We start from the raw sequence: 14,528 nt of genomic DNA on the forward strand, positions 1-14,528 counted from the left end.
ACTAAGGTGGGGATTTAACCCCATCCTAGCCTAACCAAAACAATGAATGCAAATACAAACAATTATCAATTAAAACCGATGAATTGAAGCCAGCCTTCTTACTTCACTTCGAGCCCAAACCTGGCCAGTATCAACCGCAACAGAAAAACCGTGCCGGCTCCTGCACTCAGATATCCCGTCCATAGCGCCAGCCCGGGGCCAAGACGCCAGCAGGATACCGACAACGTAAAGGCAACCAGTAGCAGTAACCAGGCCAGCCAGAACAGCATTTTCTGCCTCCGAGCGGTGATTTTAGAGCGCGCCAGTGCCAGTAACTGAAACCCGCCAATGGACAGGGCCAGAATTGCCAGATGCAGCATCATGCTGTTTGCTCCTGCCGTGCAAACCTGAAGGCCAATGCCGCCATCATGAAGGATGCAATATCAAACCCCACGTACAGCCAGTCGCCATTCATCCAGGCGGTCAGCCCTCCTCTATCAGTTGTTACCAGATTAAGTACGGGAAGCCCCAGCAGCAGCACACCTGCCAGCCACCATTGCTCTCGCCATGCTTGTGTACGCGGCCGTATGACGGCATGTACAAACATCAGCAGCCAAACCATAAACAGCCCGTGGATTTCCCAGTCTGCGCGCGCTGGCAGCGTGCTTGGCAAAATGCGGTTGAGCCAGAACAGACCCAGCAGCGCCACAGGAAACCCGGCAAGAGTGGCGACGTTAAGCGTGTCGACCAGAGCGAGACCTATGCGAGAATGATCCGCTTTCTTGCGCCGCTTGTTGGTCCAGAGTACTAGGCCTGTGGCCAGCATGCCGCACCCAGCCCCTCCCAAAAGCACGTAAAGCCATCGGCCCGGCCAATCGGCAAAACGCCCCAGATGCAGTCCCAGCAAAATGCCGTAGCTATCGTAGGCAGGTGCTGAAACCTTTTCTCGCAGCACCCCCCCCGTCACAGCGTTAAGCACCATGAAAGGCGGATGCCCTGATACACCCAAAATATCCGGTTGATCGCTGTGTGCTTGCAAAAGAATTTTGGCATTCCTGTCCCCGGGGTTGGCAATCTGAACACGCCCCAATTCAGCCCCTTGCCAGTGCGTTTCAGCTTTCGCCAACAACTCAGACCATGACAGCATAGAGGCCCGTTCATCTGAGCCTGGTTCAGCAGGCAAAAATGCAAATACATCCGTGACCAGATGTTGGCGCTGTTCCCGCTCCGGAAAGGCCTTTTCCACTCCCCAGGGGATGAACAACATCATCAGAGTAACCAGACCGGTGTACGTGATCATCAAGTGAAACGGCAAGGCCAGCACCGAAAAACCATTGTGAGCATCCAGCCAGGACCTCTGGCCCTTTCCCCAACGAAAGGTGAAGAAGTCCTTGAAGATCTTCTTGTGCGTTATAACCCCGGTAATGAGTGCAATCAGCATCATCATGGCCGCAATGCCAACCAGATATCGGGCAAACAGCACCGGTAAGTAGTGCAGCTGAAAATGGAACCGGTAAAAGAAATCTCCACCACGGGTATCTCTGACGTCTACCCTTTCACCATCTGCGGGATTGAGCAGGGTCTGCCCCTGTCCGTCGGGCCCTCGCCAGCTCACATCAAGCAGCGGGTCTCGTGATCCCGGCGGTGTTATGGTCCAGAAACTCGCCTCAGGTGCCGTCTGTTGCAGGTATCGATGGGCCTGTTCAAGCGCAATACTTGAAGGAATCGGCTCGACGATGAAAGGTCGCTCGGGCTGCATCCACAGGGTTAGCTCCTGACGAAAAAAACTCAGTGTTCCGGTCAGGAAAATAACAAACAGCAACCAGCCCAACAGTAAACCGGTCCACCGATGCAGCTGAGCCATACGTTGGCGTACACGTGCTCCCAAAGGCGCAATCACAGACCCACTCCATTGTTCAAGTAAATCAGTATCAGCGCAGGCGGCACCAACCCCAGGCAGGCATTACGCAAACTGGCGGCAACAAACACCCAGATCACCGTCGCGGAAAAAACAGCAAAGCCGAGCAGCATGCCGGTCACAACCGCTTGCTCCGGGGACCAGGCCAGCGCCAGAACCGCTGTACTGAACCAGCGCGTCAAAAGAAATCCGCCCAGCAAAGCAACCAGTGTTCTGAGCAAGGGTTCAAGGTAAAAACGAGATATGGCTGGCATGTATCTGTCCTTGTGCGGCTATTGCCTTACATCCATTAAAAAACCGCTTGAGTCTAATAACGGGTTTGAACGGATGCAGCAGCCAGCTAAAGGCTTTGGCAAAGAGAATAGGCGTTACGTCAGATCGGATAACTTGAGTGTCATTTCCGCCACTGCTTCCTGCGTTCGAGACAATCAATGGCTATTTTCGGTCAAGCGCCCGGCTACGACTTTCTGATAATATGCCGTGCTGATTGCATGGCCCTGGGGCCAGCTTGTTTAGCCGATTCACGCCACCCGACAACGCAAAGGACGCTCATCTTGTCTACCCATCACAAAGCCGATTTGCTGTTACTGCTGACAACGCTGCTGGCCGCAGCTGGCTGGATCTTCTCGCGTGAAACAGTACAAGGTCTGGAGCCTTTGCTGTTTATGGCATTACGTTTCACCAGCGCAGGCCTGGTACTCATTGCTTTGGGCGGGTCCGCCATGCGGTATTTCACTCGTGAGCAGTGGAAAAGTGCCAGCATGGTTGGCTGTGCCTTTGGGTTTGCCATGATTTTCTGGATTCTGGCGCTGGAGATGACAACCCACGTAGGTGTCGGCGCCTTTCTGACCGGACTCGGCGTGGTGCTGGTTCCTTTGATCAGCCTGCTGTTTGGCGAGCGCTCCGGCCCTTATGTGTACCTGTCGATTCCGTTTGTGATCGCGGGACTGGCATGCCTGTCGCTGGATTCAGAGTTCCACTTGGGGTTGGCCGAAGTCTACTTCCTGCTTTCGGCACTGCTGTTTTCCATGACATTTATTCTCAATAGCCGTGCTGCCGCCCGTCTTCCCGTACTGCCGCTGACCTCTGTCCAGTTGATCATCACAGGTATTATCACTGGCGTGGTGTCACTGCTGATCGAAGACTGGAATTTTAATCAGCCACCGGCCATCTGGGGCTGGCTGGTCGCCAGTGCGCTGATTGCGACCAGCCTGCGCTTTCTGGTGCAGACCAAGGGACAAAGCCTGGCACCGGCAAGCCATACGGCCATCATCATGACACTTGAGCCGGTCTGGACCGCACTGCTGGCCGCTCTCTGGCTGGGTGAAACCATGACAACGCTGCAGTTCAGCGGCTGCGCACTGATTTTCTTCGCCATGCTGGTAAACCGCTGGCCGGCCGTACGTGCCTGGTTGCGCCCTTCGCGCAAGGAAATACCAGCCAAAACCCACTAACCCTCAAAGGCTTCACCAGCCCTCTGTGCTAGTCTGAAAGCAATGAGGGCTTATCGCGCCTTCCTTCCGACAGCACGCGAGACAGGGATAATGGATTACGACCAGCTGCTGATCATCTTCATCCTGCTTGCCACCATGGCGATGTTTATCTGGGGTCGCTGGCGACACGATATGGTTGCCGGTGCCGCGCTATTGGCCTGCGTAATGACAGGTCTGATTGATGCTGCGGACGCCTTCCTCGGCTTTGCCCACCCCGCCGTGGTTACCGTCGCTTGCGTGCTGGTACTCAGCCGGGCTCTGCAGGTATCGGGGGCTGTGGATATTCTGGCCCGGCATGTACTGCCCAAACAGGCAGGGACCACGCTCAGTCTGGCAGCCCTGACCGGACTGGGGGCATTTCTGTCCGGCTTCATGAACAACGTAGGCGCCATGGCACTGTTAATGCCGGTTGCGATTCAGCTATCGGGGCGATTGAATCTCACACCCGGCCAGGTACTGATGCCCCTCTCATTCGGCACTATTCTGGGCGGCATGACCACGCTGATCGGCACGCCCCCCAACCTCATCGTGTCGGGCTTTCGCAGCGAAAGCATTGGCCAGCACTACAGCATGTTCGACTTCACCGCAGTCGGGCTCTCCGTAGCACTCCTGTGCGTGCTGTTCATCGCCCTGCCCGGCTGGCGTCTGGTCCCGGCACGGAAACAGCCCGGCAGTGAAAGCTTTGATACCGGTGCCTATATCACGGAGGTCCGCGTTCCCGAAGACAGCAAAGCCTCGGGCATGCACCTGCGCGAAGTGGAACGGGAGCTGGGAGACGCTGAAGCCCTGATCATCGGGTTGATTCGTAACAACGTTCGCATGCACGCCCCGGCATCCAACCGGCGCATCAAAAGCGGCGATATTCTGGTGATCGAAGCGGAAGTTGAAGCGCTGACCGCAATGCTCAGCACCCTCGGACTGGAGCTTGAAGAAGCGGCTTCGGCAGCCGAAATGGAAGAGAAGAAAAGCGCAGATAACGAAAAGGAAAATGACACTCGCGATAGCGAGGATGAAACCGAGGAAGAGACCACCGAAGCAAGCAGTAACGGCGACGGCATGGGCCTTATGGAGCTGGTAGTGCGCACAGAGTCATCCCTGCAGGGTCGCTCGGCACGGGATATCCAATTGCGCGAACGGTACGGACTCAACCTGCTGGCAGTATCCCGTGAAGGCTCCCGCTTCCGGGCGCGCCTGCAGACATTGAAAATCAAGCCGGGCGACCTTTTGCTGGTACAAGGCCCTGAAGAGTCGCTAACGGAGTTTGCCGCAGACACCAGCTGTATCCCGCTGGCAGAACGTGAGTTGCGCCTTCCTGAGCCCGGCCAGGCTCTGAAGGCCAGCTTGATCATGGTTGCTTCGGTGGCGGCTGCGGCTTTTGCGCTATTGCCCACGGCCATCGCCTTTGCAGCCGGTGTTCTCGCTTCCATGGCACTGCGCACTCTGCCACTGCGTTCCGTTTACACTGCCATCGACTGGCCCGTGATCGTACTGCTGGGAGCACTCATGCCGGTCGCCGCCGTAATGGAAAGCACCGGCACGGCTACACTGATATCAGAGTACTTGATGAACTATGTAGCCCAGGGCAATGAACTGGTCGCACTTGGCCTCATTCTGATACTGACCATGGTGATTTCCAGCGTGGTCAACAATGCTGCGACGGCTGCGGCCATGTGCCCCATTGCGTTGGGAACAGCCGCAACACTGGGTGTTAGTGCGGATGCATTTCTGATGGCCGTCGCCATTGGTGCTTCCTGCGCTTTTCTGACGCCTATTGGCCACCAGAACAATACCCTGATTCTGGGGCCAGGTGGTTTCCAGTTCGGTGACTACTGGCGCCTCGGGCTGCCGGTCTCGATTCTGGTGGTGATCGTCAGTCTGCCGTTGTTGCTGCTGGTCTGGCCGTTGTAACCTGTGCCCTTCCCCCAAACCCTGTATGAGGTCTGCCATGAAAACACCTATCCGTTTCGCCATTACCGGTCTTGCCTTGTCTCTGGCAATGATCCAGCCGGCCCAGGCAGGCCTGGATGACCTGATCAAGCAAGGCGAAGAGATCCTCAAGGAACAGACCGGAACCGGCAGCAGCGGTACACCCGTGCCGGCCGGCGTTGATACCGACACCCTGGCCAGGGGCCTGAAGGAAGCGCTGCGCGTTGGTGGTGAGCGTGCCATCGATACCCTGGCAGCCAGCGGTGGCTACGCTAACCATGCCGATGTTCGTATTCCCATGCCGGGCATGCTGGATACCGTTGCCGGCCTGATGCGTGACTATGGCTTGGGGTCTCAGGTGGACGCCTTTGAAGCCAGCATGAATAGCGCCGCTGAAGAAGCCATCAGCGTCGCCACACCGGTGTTTGTTGATACTCTGGAGCAGATGACGCTGGACGATGCCAAACGTATTTACTCCGGCGGCGACAAGGCAGCCACTGAGTACTTTGATGAAAAAACCCGTGACGAACTCACTACCCGTATCCAGCCTCTGGTCGAGCAGGCCATGGACAAGGCGGGAGTGACTCAGGCCTATAATTTGTTGGTGAGTGCTGCCGAGGAGCAGGTGCCCATGGTGAAGGGCTTTAGTCCCGACCTGGGCGAACATGTCACCGAGTCGGCACTGGATGGACTCTTCCTGCGCCTGGCAGAGGAAGAGAAGAAAATTCGCGTGAACCCGGTCGCCCGTACTACTGACTTGCTGGAAACCGTGTTCGGACAGTAATCACATACCTGACCGAAGCCTGTGTTTAACCGGCTTCGGTCTGTTCAACCGGCAGCGTTAACCACCACTCGGTCACGGCCCTCATCCTTGGCCTGATACACTGCATCATCTACCCGTTGAATAACCTGTTCCAGGCTGGTGTCAGTCTCCAGTAATTCACTCACACCCAGGCTGATGGTCACATTGAGTTCTTCGTCCAACTCGGCGGCTACACCCGTCGATATGTGTGTGCGAATACGCTCGGCCGTCTGAGCCGCTCGCTCGGCAGTCGTACTGGGCAAGACAATCATGAACTCTTCGCCACCAAAGCGCGCCAACAGGTCATTTTCGCGCAGATCCTGACGGCACAAATCACATAAACAGCGCAGCACTCGGTCACCGGTCAGGTGGCCGAAGCGGTCATTGAGCTGCTTGAAATGATCCAGATCGAACATGATCAACGCCATGGGGTGGCGATAACGGCGATAGGCACCAAAGTGAAACTCCAGCACTTCCATCAGCCGGCGACGGTTGGCCACATGGGTCAGCGGGTCGGTCTGGCTAGCCTCAAGCAGTTCGTCTTCCAGTTGTTTGCGGCGGGTAATATTGCGCGCCACCCAAATAACCGCTCGCTCGCCATCCACCAGACCGGGAAAGGGCTGCACATGCCCTTCAAACCAGAGTGTGCCACCGGGACCAGCACTATTCTCCAGCCCTTTGACCTGCTGGGATGACAGCGGATACTCCACCTTAAGAAGGCCGTTCCGGTGCAGGGCTTCCTGGATATGCTCCATGATCGATTCAGCCACCTCTGCAGGCATGACATCCCGAACAGAAGCCCCCAAAAGGTCCTTGGCATCATGGTAATACTTGGGATCAGCATGGCCGTAAAGGCCAGCATAGAGGCCGGTTTCCGTCAGCACGAACACCGGATCGGGCAGTGCATTCAGCACCACCAGCATCTGGTCGCGGTCCAGGTACACGTTTGGGTACTCCGCAGGCAATTCCTTTGCCTTGATAATAGCAGGCGCTTACTCCGGCAACGTACCACCGTAGACAATAAAATGGGGATTGAGTGTTTCGGAGGTGTCGGCATAGCTGAGCTCGACACCTTCCGGCGTCAACAGCTGCCCACCGGCCGCGTTGATAATGGCGTGTGAAGCGGCAGTATCCCACAGACAGGTTGGCCCCAACCGCGGATAGAGATCGCCCTTGCCCTCAGCAACCAGACACAGCTTGATAGAACTTCCCATACGGATAAGTTCGTATTCACCCAAGGCTTCCATCCAGGCCAGAGTGTGCGGGCCCAGATGTGAGCGGCTGGCAAAAATCTTCCAGGGTGTTCCGGGTTGGTGAGTACTGACCTGCATGGGCTCAGAGCGCCCTTCTGCATCAACACAAAAAGCCCCTTCGCCTTCAGCCCCCTTCCACAACGTCTTCAGCACGGGCGCGAACACCACACCCAACAGGGCGCGGCCCTGTTCAATCAGGGCAATATTGACGGTGAACTCACCATTGCGCTTAATGAACTCCTTGGTGCCGTCCAGCGGATCCACCAGCCAGTAACGCCCCTGCGCATCCGGTCCGGCAAACACATCCACCGCTTCTTCAGACAGAATCGGCAACTGAGGCTGCAACTGGCTCAACCCATCAAGAATGACAGCGTTGGCCGCCAAATCTGCCCGCGTCAGAGGCGAATCATCGTCCTTGTGCTCAACACCGAAATCCTCTTCACCGTAAACTTGCATAATGGCATCACCGGCGCGGCGGGCGATATCGTCAACCTGTTGCAGCAGTTCTTTCAGCGGCAAGGATGTAGTGGGCATTTGAACTCCTTAAGGATGGATGGATCTTCAGTGCCAACCTTATCACGAAGTACTCAGGGGCTCAGGCTACTGAGGCCTCCTGCGACCGTAACGCCAGCAGATGCCTGGCCATTTCAACAAACCCAAGGCCTCCTTCCGCCTCGGTTTTAAACGTTGGCAGCGTTTTAAGCCAGTGTCGGCTGTGTTCAATATTGGCTACCCCGACACTCAATGGCAGTGCGCGAAACATGGGCTCGTCATTGGCGGAGTCACCGATACAGAGTACCTGCTCACTAATGTGCTCTGCCTGCAGCCCCCTGACATCGGTAAAGTAACGCTCGGCAGCACGCCATTTGTTATGATCACCGGCCCAGACGTTGAGGTGGATTGAGCTGGTTGAATAATTCACCTCAAAAGCATCCAGCACTTCACAAAGCTGCTCAATCTCTTCGAGACTTAGCTCAACTGCCTGCCCGATATCGATGGCAAAATCTGTCAATCGTAACGGCTGATCAGCAGCCAGCCTGGCACGCGGAACCCGGGTTAATGCAGCCTTCACAGCCGCTTCGAGCTGCAAGCGCCGCTCCTGCCTTTCGACATCAGGCAGCCAAAACTCTGTGCTGAGCTGCATGCCTTCCAGCTGAAAGCGAAAAGCGCCACCTTCACCAATCAGGGTTTGCACAGGTAGCAAGCGAACAAGCGCATCACACCACCCCGCACAGGCTCCGGTAATAGGCACTACCGTAATGCCGGCATCACGCAGGGCATAGAGCGCATCCAGGGTTCCCGGCAACAACTGCCCCTGATAGCTCAGAGTGTCGTCCACGTCAGTCAAAATGTAACGTACCCCTATCGCCTGGCGTCGAGATAACTGCTGTATGGCTTTCATCAGTCAATCAGCCTGCCTTGCTCATCAAAGAATGGGTGAGGGCCATCGCAGTCCCCCACATGGCTTTGATGACTCATAATCATGCCGCTTTGCGGGTGCAGATAGATCAACCGAATCATGGCGGGTTCCAGCGTGAAGGATGAAGGTGCTTCGGGTGTAAGGTCCAGAGTGACAGCGTGGTTGTGAGCAGAGCCCACATACACCGGACGGTTGCACCAGATGAACTCCACCGGACGATGCAGGTGCCCGCATAGAATCAATTCCACCTGTGGGTGACGCTGAAGCGCGGTCGCCAGTTCATCACTTCCATGCAAACGCTGCACATCCATATGGTCCAGCCCCACTGCCACTGGCGGGTGGTGCATAAACAGTAAAGTGCGGCGCTCCGGTGCCTGACTCAGCGCGGTTTCCAGCCAATCCCGGCGCATACCATCCAGTTCTCCATGAGGCTTGCCCGGTACACTGGTATCCAAACCGACCAGACGCAGCGGCAAGCCCTCGATGACATAACTCAGGTGCGTATCAGCCTGAAAAAGATAGCTGTGATCGACAAAGGCATCACGCAATGCCTGACGCTCATCATGGTTGCCCGGCACCAGATAGAACGGCATTTGCAGGCGATCCAATGCCTGCCGCGCCTGCCGGTATTCCTCGACCCGGCCGAAATCGCCCAGATCACCGGTGATCAAAACCAGGTCCGGCTGCGGGCGCATGGCATTCAGATGCTCGACAGCCCGTTGCAGCTTGGCAAAGGTATCCACCTTGCCGGCATAAGCGGTTTTACCGCCGGCCTTGATATGCAGGTCGGTCAGTTGTGCGATGATCATTCAAACACTCTCCGCCCGACGGTCGAGTACGATCATCTGTTCCGGGCGAATTTGTAACCCCACTTCCTGACCGACTTTGAACTCTGAACGGCCATCGGTATCGATTACGACTCTTTCGTGGTTGGCACCTTTTACCCAAATTCGATTGCGATCACCGATAAACTGGGTCTGATGTACCTGCCCCCGAAGCCCGGCATTAGCGCTATTGATGACTTCGATATCTTCAGGCCGGCAATAGACTTTTCCTTGCCCGTCCGCCAGCGCAACACCTGAAAGAACACCACCCGGCAGACGCATGTCCGAACAGCTGACCTGCCCTTCAAAGGTGTTGATCTGACCGATAAAGTCGGCCACGAAGTCGTTCTGGGGCGCAAAGTAGATCTCTTTGGGCGAACCGATCTGGGATACACGGCCATGATCCATCACCACGATACGATCACCCAACGCCATTGCTTCATCCTGGTCGTGGGTCACGTAGATTGCGGTAATGCCCAGGCGGCGCAGCAAGCTGTTGATATCCGCTCGCAAGCGGTCACGCAGGATGGCATCCAGCGCTGTCAAAGGCTCGTCCAGCAGCAGCACACGAGGGCTGGTGATGATCGCACGTGCCAGCGCTACACGCTGACGCTGTCCACCGGATAACTGATCGATACGGCGATGTGCCAGCGCGCCCAGCTCCATCATCTCCAGCATTTCACTGACGCGTTGTTTGACCTCAGCCGCTTTCACTTTCTGCACTTTCAGGCCGTAACCCACGTTTTCGGCCACAGTCATGTTGGGAAAAAGTGCATAGGACTGGAACACCATGCCGACATTTCGTTTCTCGATAGGCGTGTGGGTAACGTCCTCATCATCGAAGAGAATACGACCACCGTCGTCCGGAAACTCCAGCCCGGCAATCAATCGAAGTGTGGTGGTTTTGCCGCAACCGGATGGCCCAAGCAGCACCAGAGTCTCTCCGGCCTGTACCGATAGATCGAGCGGGTGAAGCGCGAGAGTGCCGTCAGCAAAGGTTTTGGTACAGCCTTCCAGACGGATGGAGGCGCCATGTTCATTGATGTTCATGATTGAATCCTGCAAACGCGTAAATATTTAAAACAAAACGGGTAACCGCATCAGGCGTGGGGCTTGCGTAATCGCGAGCCGCTCCACTGAACACCGATCATCAACGGCAGCAACATGACCAGAAAAATCAGTGTGTAGGCACTGCTGATCTCCAGTCGCATGGACGCATAGGCATCTGCCAAACCCACCGGCAAGGTCTTGGTCAACGGGGTGTGCAGCATCCAGGTCAGATTGAACTCGCCCACCGACAGGGTCAGGGTCATCAAGGCACCACTGATAATGCCGCCCTTACAGTTGGGTACCACCACATCGATAAAGCGGCGGAAGAACCCGGCGCCCAGACTGGCCGCGCCCTCTTCCAGTGTTCTGAAGTTAATGCTGTGCAACACCGCCAGCACCGCGCGTACCATGAAAGGCAGGGTATAAAGTACATGCCCGATCAGGATGAACAGCCAGCTGGTACGAAGACCATGAACCCCGCCATAAGCGATGATCAGCGCCAGCGCGATGGCCAGGCCAGGAATTGCCACTGGCAGCACGATGAGCTCTTCAAACACCCGAGCCCAGCGGCTGTTGGATGACGCCAGATAATACGCCGCAGGTACGCCCACAATCAGGTTGATCAGCAGCGTCGCCAGTGCCAGCTGTAAAGTCAGCCAAATCGTATCGCTGTACAGCGCCAGCACTTCCTCGACCCAACGCAAGGTAAGGCCGCTGGAAAGGCCCTGGAAATAGTTATTGGTGAGCCCGGCAGCGACAGACATCAGCACAGGCACCAGCATGAAAGCACAGATCAGCAGAGTAAAAGCCAGCTGCAGATAAGAGGACAGGGATCGTTTCATAAGGGACTCCTCAAGCCGCAGGCGTTGTATTGGCACCGGACACCGAGCGCGCCAGCAACAGTACCAGCCAGGTGATCAGCCCCAGCAAAATGCTCAATGTTGCTGCCATGGCCACATTGGCGCCCAGAGTGAATTCTGTGTAGATAGTCATTGGCATCACGTTGATACCACTGGCCAATGCGAAGGCGGTGCCGAAGGCCCCCATGGATGTGGCAAAACAGATGGCGCCACTGGCGATAAGCGCCGGCTTCAATGCAGGGATAATAACGTCCAGCAACACTCGCAACCGCGATGCACCCATGGAGCGTGCCGCCTCTTCGAGCATCACATCCATCTTTTCCACAGCTGACATCACTGTCATCAAAACGCGAGGAATCGAAAAATAAATGTAGCCAACGAAGAGCCCGACTATGGAGTAGGCAAACGTCCAGCGCGAACCATCCAAAATCAGCCCCAATTCAGCACTTAACCCCTGACGACCACCCAGCATAATCACCAGAAAACCAACCACTACGCCGGGAAAGGCCAGCGGAAAGGTCAGTAGTGACACCAGCGTTGACCGGCCGGGAAAGCGATTTCGTGCCAGGAACATGCCTACCACCAAGGCGATAGCCAGCGTCGTCAGCGTCGTTGCAATCGACAGCACCAGTGTCTGCAGCAGGCTGTTTAGATAACGGCTATCGGTCAGGGCATACCAATAGGTCATGCTTCCCTCTTCACCGCTTATCGAAATAAGGATTAGTCTGCCCATTGGAATCAGGAAGAAGGCACAGGTAATGATGAGCACGGGCAGCATCATCAGATACAGAGGTTGGTTCAATCGCGGGGACATGGGTGTTCTCAACAACAGGAATCAAGAGGAGACCGGACACAGCTCCGGCCTCCACAGGTCAATCAGTTCATCTGATCAAGGTAGCGTTTCTGGAAATCCCCCTGTACCTCGGCCATCTTCTTGTAGTCGACGGGTTTGGCACGGGCATACTCAGACGCAGGCAGGAACTTGGCTTTCACAGCTTCAGGCATGGCATCAGGTCGCACCGGACGCAAGAAAGCGTTGGCCCAGACAGACTGCCCCTTATCGGACAGTACGAAGTCCAGAATCTTGCGGCCCTTGTCCGGGTTAGGTGAATTTTTCACCAGGCTCATCACATACGGAACGACCACACTGCCCTCTTCAGGGATGACAAATTGAATGTTGGCACCATCCTTGTACTTGGCGCGGTATGCGTTGAAGTCATAATCCAGCATGATCGGAATCTCGCCTGAGAGCACACGTGAGTAGGCTGTCTGCTTGGGCACGATAGGGTTGTTCTGCTTCAGCTTGGCAAAGTAATCCAGGCCAGGTTCAAAGTTTTCCAGGTCACCACCCAGGGCGCCATTAATTGCCACGGCACCGGCATAGCCGACAAAAGCGCTGGACGGGTCCAGGTAGCCGATCATGCCCTTGTAGGTTGGATCAAGCAGGTCCTGCCAGCTCGTTGGTACCGGTTTGCCGTCCAGCGCATCCACATTCACGAACAGGCCGATGGTGCCGGAGTGGATGGTGAACCACTCGCCATCAGGGTCCTTCAGACCTTCCGGAATCTGGTCCCAATTTGCCGGCTTGTAGGCTTCAGTCACACCTTTCTCGGCAGCCGTAATACCAAAAGAGACGCCGTAGTAGGCCACGTCTGCCACCGGGTTATTCTGCTCAGCCAGCAGCTGGGACAACGTCTGGCCCGAGTTTTTGTTGTCGAACGGGATGCTGTAGCCCAGCTCTTCTTTGATCACTTTGAGCTGAGTACCCCAATCCGCCCACTGCGGCGGACAGTTGTAACAGATGGCATCGGCAGCCTGGGCCGAACCGCTCAGGGTGCCCGCCGTGACGGCCAGGGCAGAAGCCAACTTGAACACGCGTTGTTTAAGCATCGTCTTTACTCTCATCAAGCGATTGAAGGTGTGGATCAGGGGTGTTGCCGGAATCGGGGTCTGGCATTTCAGATACAGCAGCCAGCGTACCGCCCTCCATCAAGTGGTAATCCAGCTTGCGGCCGGTATTGGAGGAGGTGTCATGTATCTGGGCCATGAGCAAATCAACAGAAGCGCTGCCGATTTCAAGATTGGGCGTTCGCACACTGGTAAGCATCGGCTGGCGCAAGGCACCCGCCTGGATGCCATCAAAGCCGACAATGGAGACATCATCAGGAACCGAGCGCCCCATGGCTTCCAGTTGGGCGATAGTCGCCAGAGCAAGGAGGTCGTTGGAGCAAAACCAGGCTGTCGGATGGCTTCCCTCCTGGCTGTAAATACGGGACAGGGACTCTTGCAACCCTGTGGCGTTCACCGGGTCAACTTGAACGAGGTGCGCCAGCTCCACACCCGCGTATTTGAGCCCTGCAAGAAAGCCCGCATAACGGTCACGCGCACGGTCGGTACGCATGAAGTCACCCGACACCATACCTATGCGGGTATGTCCCAAAGCCTGTATGCGGGTCGCCACTTCAGCAGCCGCACGAAAGTTATCTACGCCAATAAAGCCGGCGACACGCTGACGCGGCACGTTATGCATCAAGCAGTAAGGAACGCCAGCCTCATCCAGGCGCTCTAAAGCGGCACTCGATGTTGCATCGTTAACCGTCAGCAGAACACCATCGACTTGGTAGGCCAGCAGGTTTTCAACAGCACTTGATTCAAGCGCATCATCGTAATCAGACGACAGAATCAGCGGTGTGTAACCAAGTAACCGTGCCTGTTGCTGCAGGCCCGCGGCCGTTTCAGCAAACACCGGGTTAGTCAGACTGGGAATGATTACTCCCAGAGTTCTGTTACTGGCCGACTTGAGTGCCCGCGCTGCCATACTTGGGCGATACCCCAGGGCCTGAACAGCTGCCTCAACCCGCTCAACGGTTTCTGCACGTATTGCCCCCTTGTTGTTGATGACACGGGACACAGTCGCAACGGACAAACCGCAGTGCTGAGCAATATCCTTGATTGTGACGGCCTTGGCCATGGGCTACCTCCTTAAGTTCTGGAGGCACTATA

General features: G+C 56.1%; 15 protein-coding genes. 3 read left to right on the forward strand and 12 right to left on the reverse strand.

The window, feature by feature from the left end:
- Positions 1 to 98: 98 nt before the first annotated feature.
- Genes BW956_RS02245 through BW956_RS02255 form a run of 3 tightly spaced genes read right to left on the reverse strand, consistent with a single transcriptional unit; the run spans position 99 to position 2,151 of the window.
- The gene (locus BW956_RS02245) at positions 99 to 362 is read right to left on the reverse strand and encodes a DUF3325 family protein (protein WP_076460451.1); all 264 of its coding nucleotides are present in this window, start codon (positions 360 to 362) and stop codon (positions 99 to 101) included.
- Positions 359 to 1,879 carry a PepSY-associated TM helix domain-containing protein gene (locus tag BW956_RS02250; RefSeq protein WP_076460453.1) on the reverse strand — a complete coding sequence of 507 codons (1,521 nt, stop codon included), beginning with the start codon at positions 1,877 to 1,879 and terminating at the stop codon, positions 359 to 361. The genes BW956_RS02245 and BW956_RS02250 overlap by 4 nt, the downstream gene beginning before the upstream one ends.
- On the reverse strand, positions 1,876 to 2,151 hold the full coding sequence (locus tag BW956_RS02255) for a hypothetical protein (protein ID WP_076460455.1): 276 nt from the start codon (positions 2,149 to 2,151) through the stop codon (positions 1,876 to 1,878). Before BW956_RS02255 ends, BW956_RS02250 begins: the two co-directional genes overlap by 4 nt.
- Positions 2,152 to 2,451: 300 nt before the next feature.
- Between BW956_RS02255 and BW956_RS02260 the strand changes: the two genes are divergently transcribed.
- The 3 genes from BW956_RS02260 to BW956_RS02270 all read left to right on the forward strand — a co-directional run bounded on the left by BW956_RS02260 (position 2,452) and on the right by BW956_RS02270 (position 6,100).
- Positions 2,452 to 3,351, forward strand: a complete 900-nt coding sequence (locus BW956_RS02260; RefSeq protein WP_076460457.1) for a DMT family transporter — start codon at positions 2,452 to 2,454, stop codon at positions 3,349 to 3,351.
- 90 nt (positions 3,352 to 3,441) lie between these two features.
- Positions 3,442 to 5,298 carry an SLC13 family permease gene (locus tag BW956_RS02265; RefSeq protein ID WP_076460459.1) on the forward strand — a complete coding sequence of 619 codons (1,857 nt, stop codon included), beginning with the start codon at positions 3,442 to 3,444 and terminating at the stop codon, positions 5,296 to 5,298.
- A 37-nt stretch (positions 5,299 to 5,335) separates the two neighbouring features.
- Entirely contained in the window at positions 5,336 to 6,100 is a 765-nt protein-coding gene (locus tag BW956_RS02270) for a DUF4197 domain-containing protein (RefSeq protein ID WP_076460461.1), read from the forward strand.
- A gap of 44 nt (positions 6,101 to 6,144) precedes the next feature.
- On the opposite strand, the gene BW956_RS02275 is transcribed toward BW956_RS02270, so the two are convergent.
- From BW956_RS02275 to BW956_RS02315, 9 genes are all read right to left on the reverse strand, one after another.
- On the reverse strand, positions 6,145 to 7,062 hold the full coding sequence (locus BW956_RS02275; RefSeq protein WP_083702899.1) for a sensor domain-containing diguanylate cyclase: 918 nt from the start codon (positions 7,060 to 7,062) through the stop codon (positions 6,145 to 6,147).
- Positions 7,063 to 7,110: 48 nt separating this feature from the next.
- Complete coding sequence (cysQ, locus tag BW956_RS02280) at positions 7,111 to 7,905, reverse strand: 3'(2'),5'-bisphosphate nucleotidase CysQ (RefSeq protein WP_076460463.1); 795 nt, start codon at positions 7,903 to 7,905, stop codon at positions 7,111 to 7,113.
- A gap of 61 nt (positions 7,906 to 7,966) precedes the next feature.
- Entirely contained in the window at positions 7,967 to 8,773 is an 807-nt protein-coding gene (locus tag BW956_RS02285) for an HAD-IIB family hydrolase (protein ID WP_076460465.1), read from the reverse strand.
- Positions 8,773 to 9,600 (reverse strand): phosphodiesterase, encoded by an 828-nt coding sequence (locus BW956_RS02290; protein WP_076460467.1) that lies wholly within the window; start codon positions 9,598 to 9,600, stop codon positions 8,773 to 8,775. Before BW956_RS02290 ends, BW956_RS02285 begins: the two co-directional genes overlap by 1 nt.
- Entirely contained in the window at positions 9,601 to 10,665 is a 1,065-nt protein-coding gene (locus tag BW956_RS02295; RefSeq protein WP_076460469.1) for an ABC transporter ATP-binding protein, read from the reverse strand.
- A gap of 50 nt (positions 10,666 to 10,715) precedes the next feature.
- Complete coding sequence (locus BW956_RS02300; RefSeq protein ID WP_076460471.1) at positions 10,716 to 11,507, reverse strand: ABC transporter permease; 792 nt, start codon at positions 11,505 to 11,507, stop codon at positions 10,716 to 10,718.
- A gap of 10 nt (positions 11,508 to 11,517) precedes the next feature.
- Positions 11,518 to 12,339 (reverse strand): ABC transporter permease, encoded by an 822-nt coding sequence (locus BW956_RS02305; RefSeq protein ID WP_076460474.1) that lies wholly within the window; start codon positions 12,337 to 12,339, stop codon positions 11,518 to 11,520.
- A 62-nt stretch (positions 12,340 to 12,401) separates the two neighbouring features.
- A complete protein-coding gene (locus BW956_RS02310) occupies positions 12,402 to 13,415 on the reverse strand; it encodes an ABC transporter substrate-binding protein (RefSeq protein ID WP_076460476.1) in 1,014 nt (337 codons plus the stop codon).
- Positions 13,408 to 14,496, reverse strand: coding sequence for a LacI family DNA-binding transcriptional regulator (locus tag BW956_RS02315; RefSeq protein ID WP_076460478.1), 1,089 nt, complete (start codon positions 14,494 to 14,496; stop codon positions 13,408 to 13,410). Before BW956_RS02315 ends, BW956_RS02310 begins: the two co-directional genes overlap by 8 nt.
- Between the last annotated feature and the right edge of the window lie 32 nt (positions 14,497 to 14,528).

The organism is Marinobacterium stanieri (assembly GCF_900155945.1).
In the GTDB taxonomy this organism is placed as follows: Bacteria; Pseudomonadota; Gammaproteobacteria; order Pseudomonadales; family Balneatricaceae; genus Marinobacterium; species Marinobacterium stanieri.

Coding starts and splice junctions, on each gene's coding strand:
- BW956_RS02245 (WP_076460451.1), bottom strand. CDS start 362: ATGATGCTGCATCTGGCAATTCTGGCCCTGTCCATTGGCGGGTTTCAG.
- BW956_RS02255 (WP_076460455.1), bottom strand. CDS start 2,151: ATGCCAGCCATATCTCGTTTTTACCTTGAACCCTTGCTCAGAACACTG.
- BW956_RS02265 (WP_076460459.1), top strand. CDS start 3,442: ATGGATTACGACCAGCTGCTGATCATCTTCATCCTGCTTGCCACCATG.
- BW956_RS02270 (WP_076460461.1), top strand. CDS start 5,336: ATGAAAACACCTATCCGTTTCGCCATTACCGGTCTTGCCTTGTCTCTG.
- cysQ (WP_076460463.1), bottom strand. CDS start 7,905: ATGCCCACTACATCCTTGCCGCTGAAAGAACTGCTGCAACAGGTTGAC.
- BW956_RS02285 (WP_076460465.1), bottom strand. CDS start 8,773: ATGAAAGCCATACAGCAGTTATCTCGACGCCAGGCGATAGGGGTACGT.
- BW956_RS02290 (WP_076460467.1), bottom strand. CDS start 9,600: ATGATCATCGCACAACTGACCGACCTGCATATCAAGGCCGGCGGTAAA.
- BW956_RS02295 (WP_076460469.1), bottom strand. CDS start 10,665: ATGAACATCAATGAACATGGCGCCTCCATCCGTCTGGAAGGCTGTACC.
- BW956_RS02300 (WP_076460471.1), bottom strand. CDS start 11,507: ATGAAACGATCCCTGTCCTCTTATCTGCAGCTGGCTTTTACTCTGCTG.
- BW956_RS02305 (WP_076460474.1), bottom strand. CDS start 12,339: ATGTCCCCGCGATTGAACCAACCTCTGTATCTGATGATGCTGCCCGTG.
- BW956_RS02310 (WP_076460476.1), bottom strand. CDS start 13,415: ATGCTTAAACAACGCGTGTTCAAGTTGGCTTCTGCCCTGGCCGTCACG.
- BW956_RS02315 (WP_076460478.1), bottom strand. CDS start 14,496: ATGGCCAAGGCCGTCACAATCAAGGATATTGCTCAGCACTGCGGTTTG.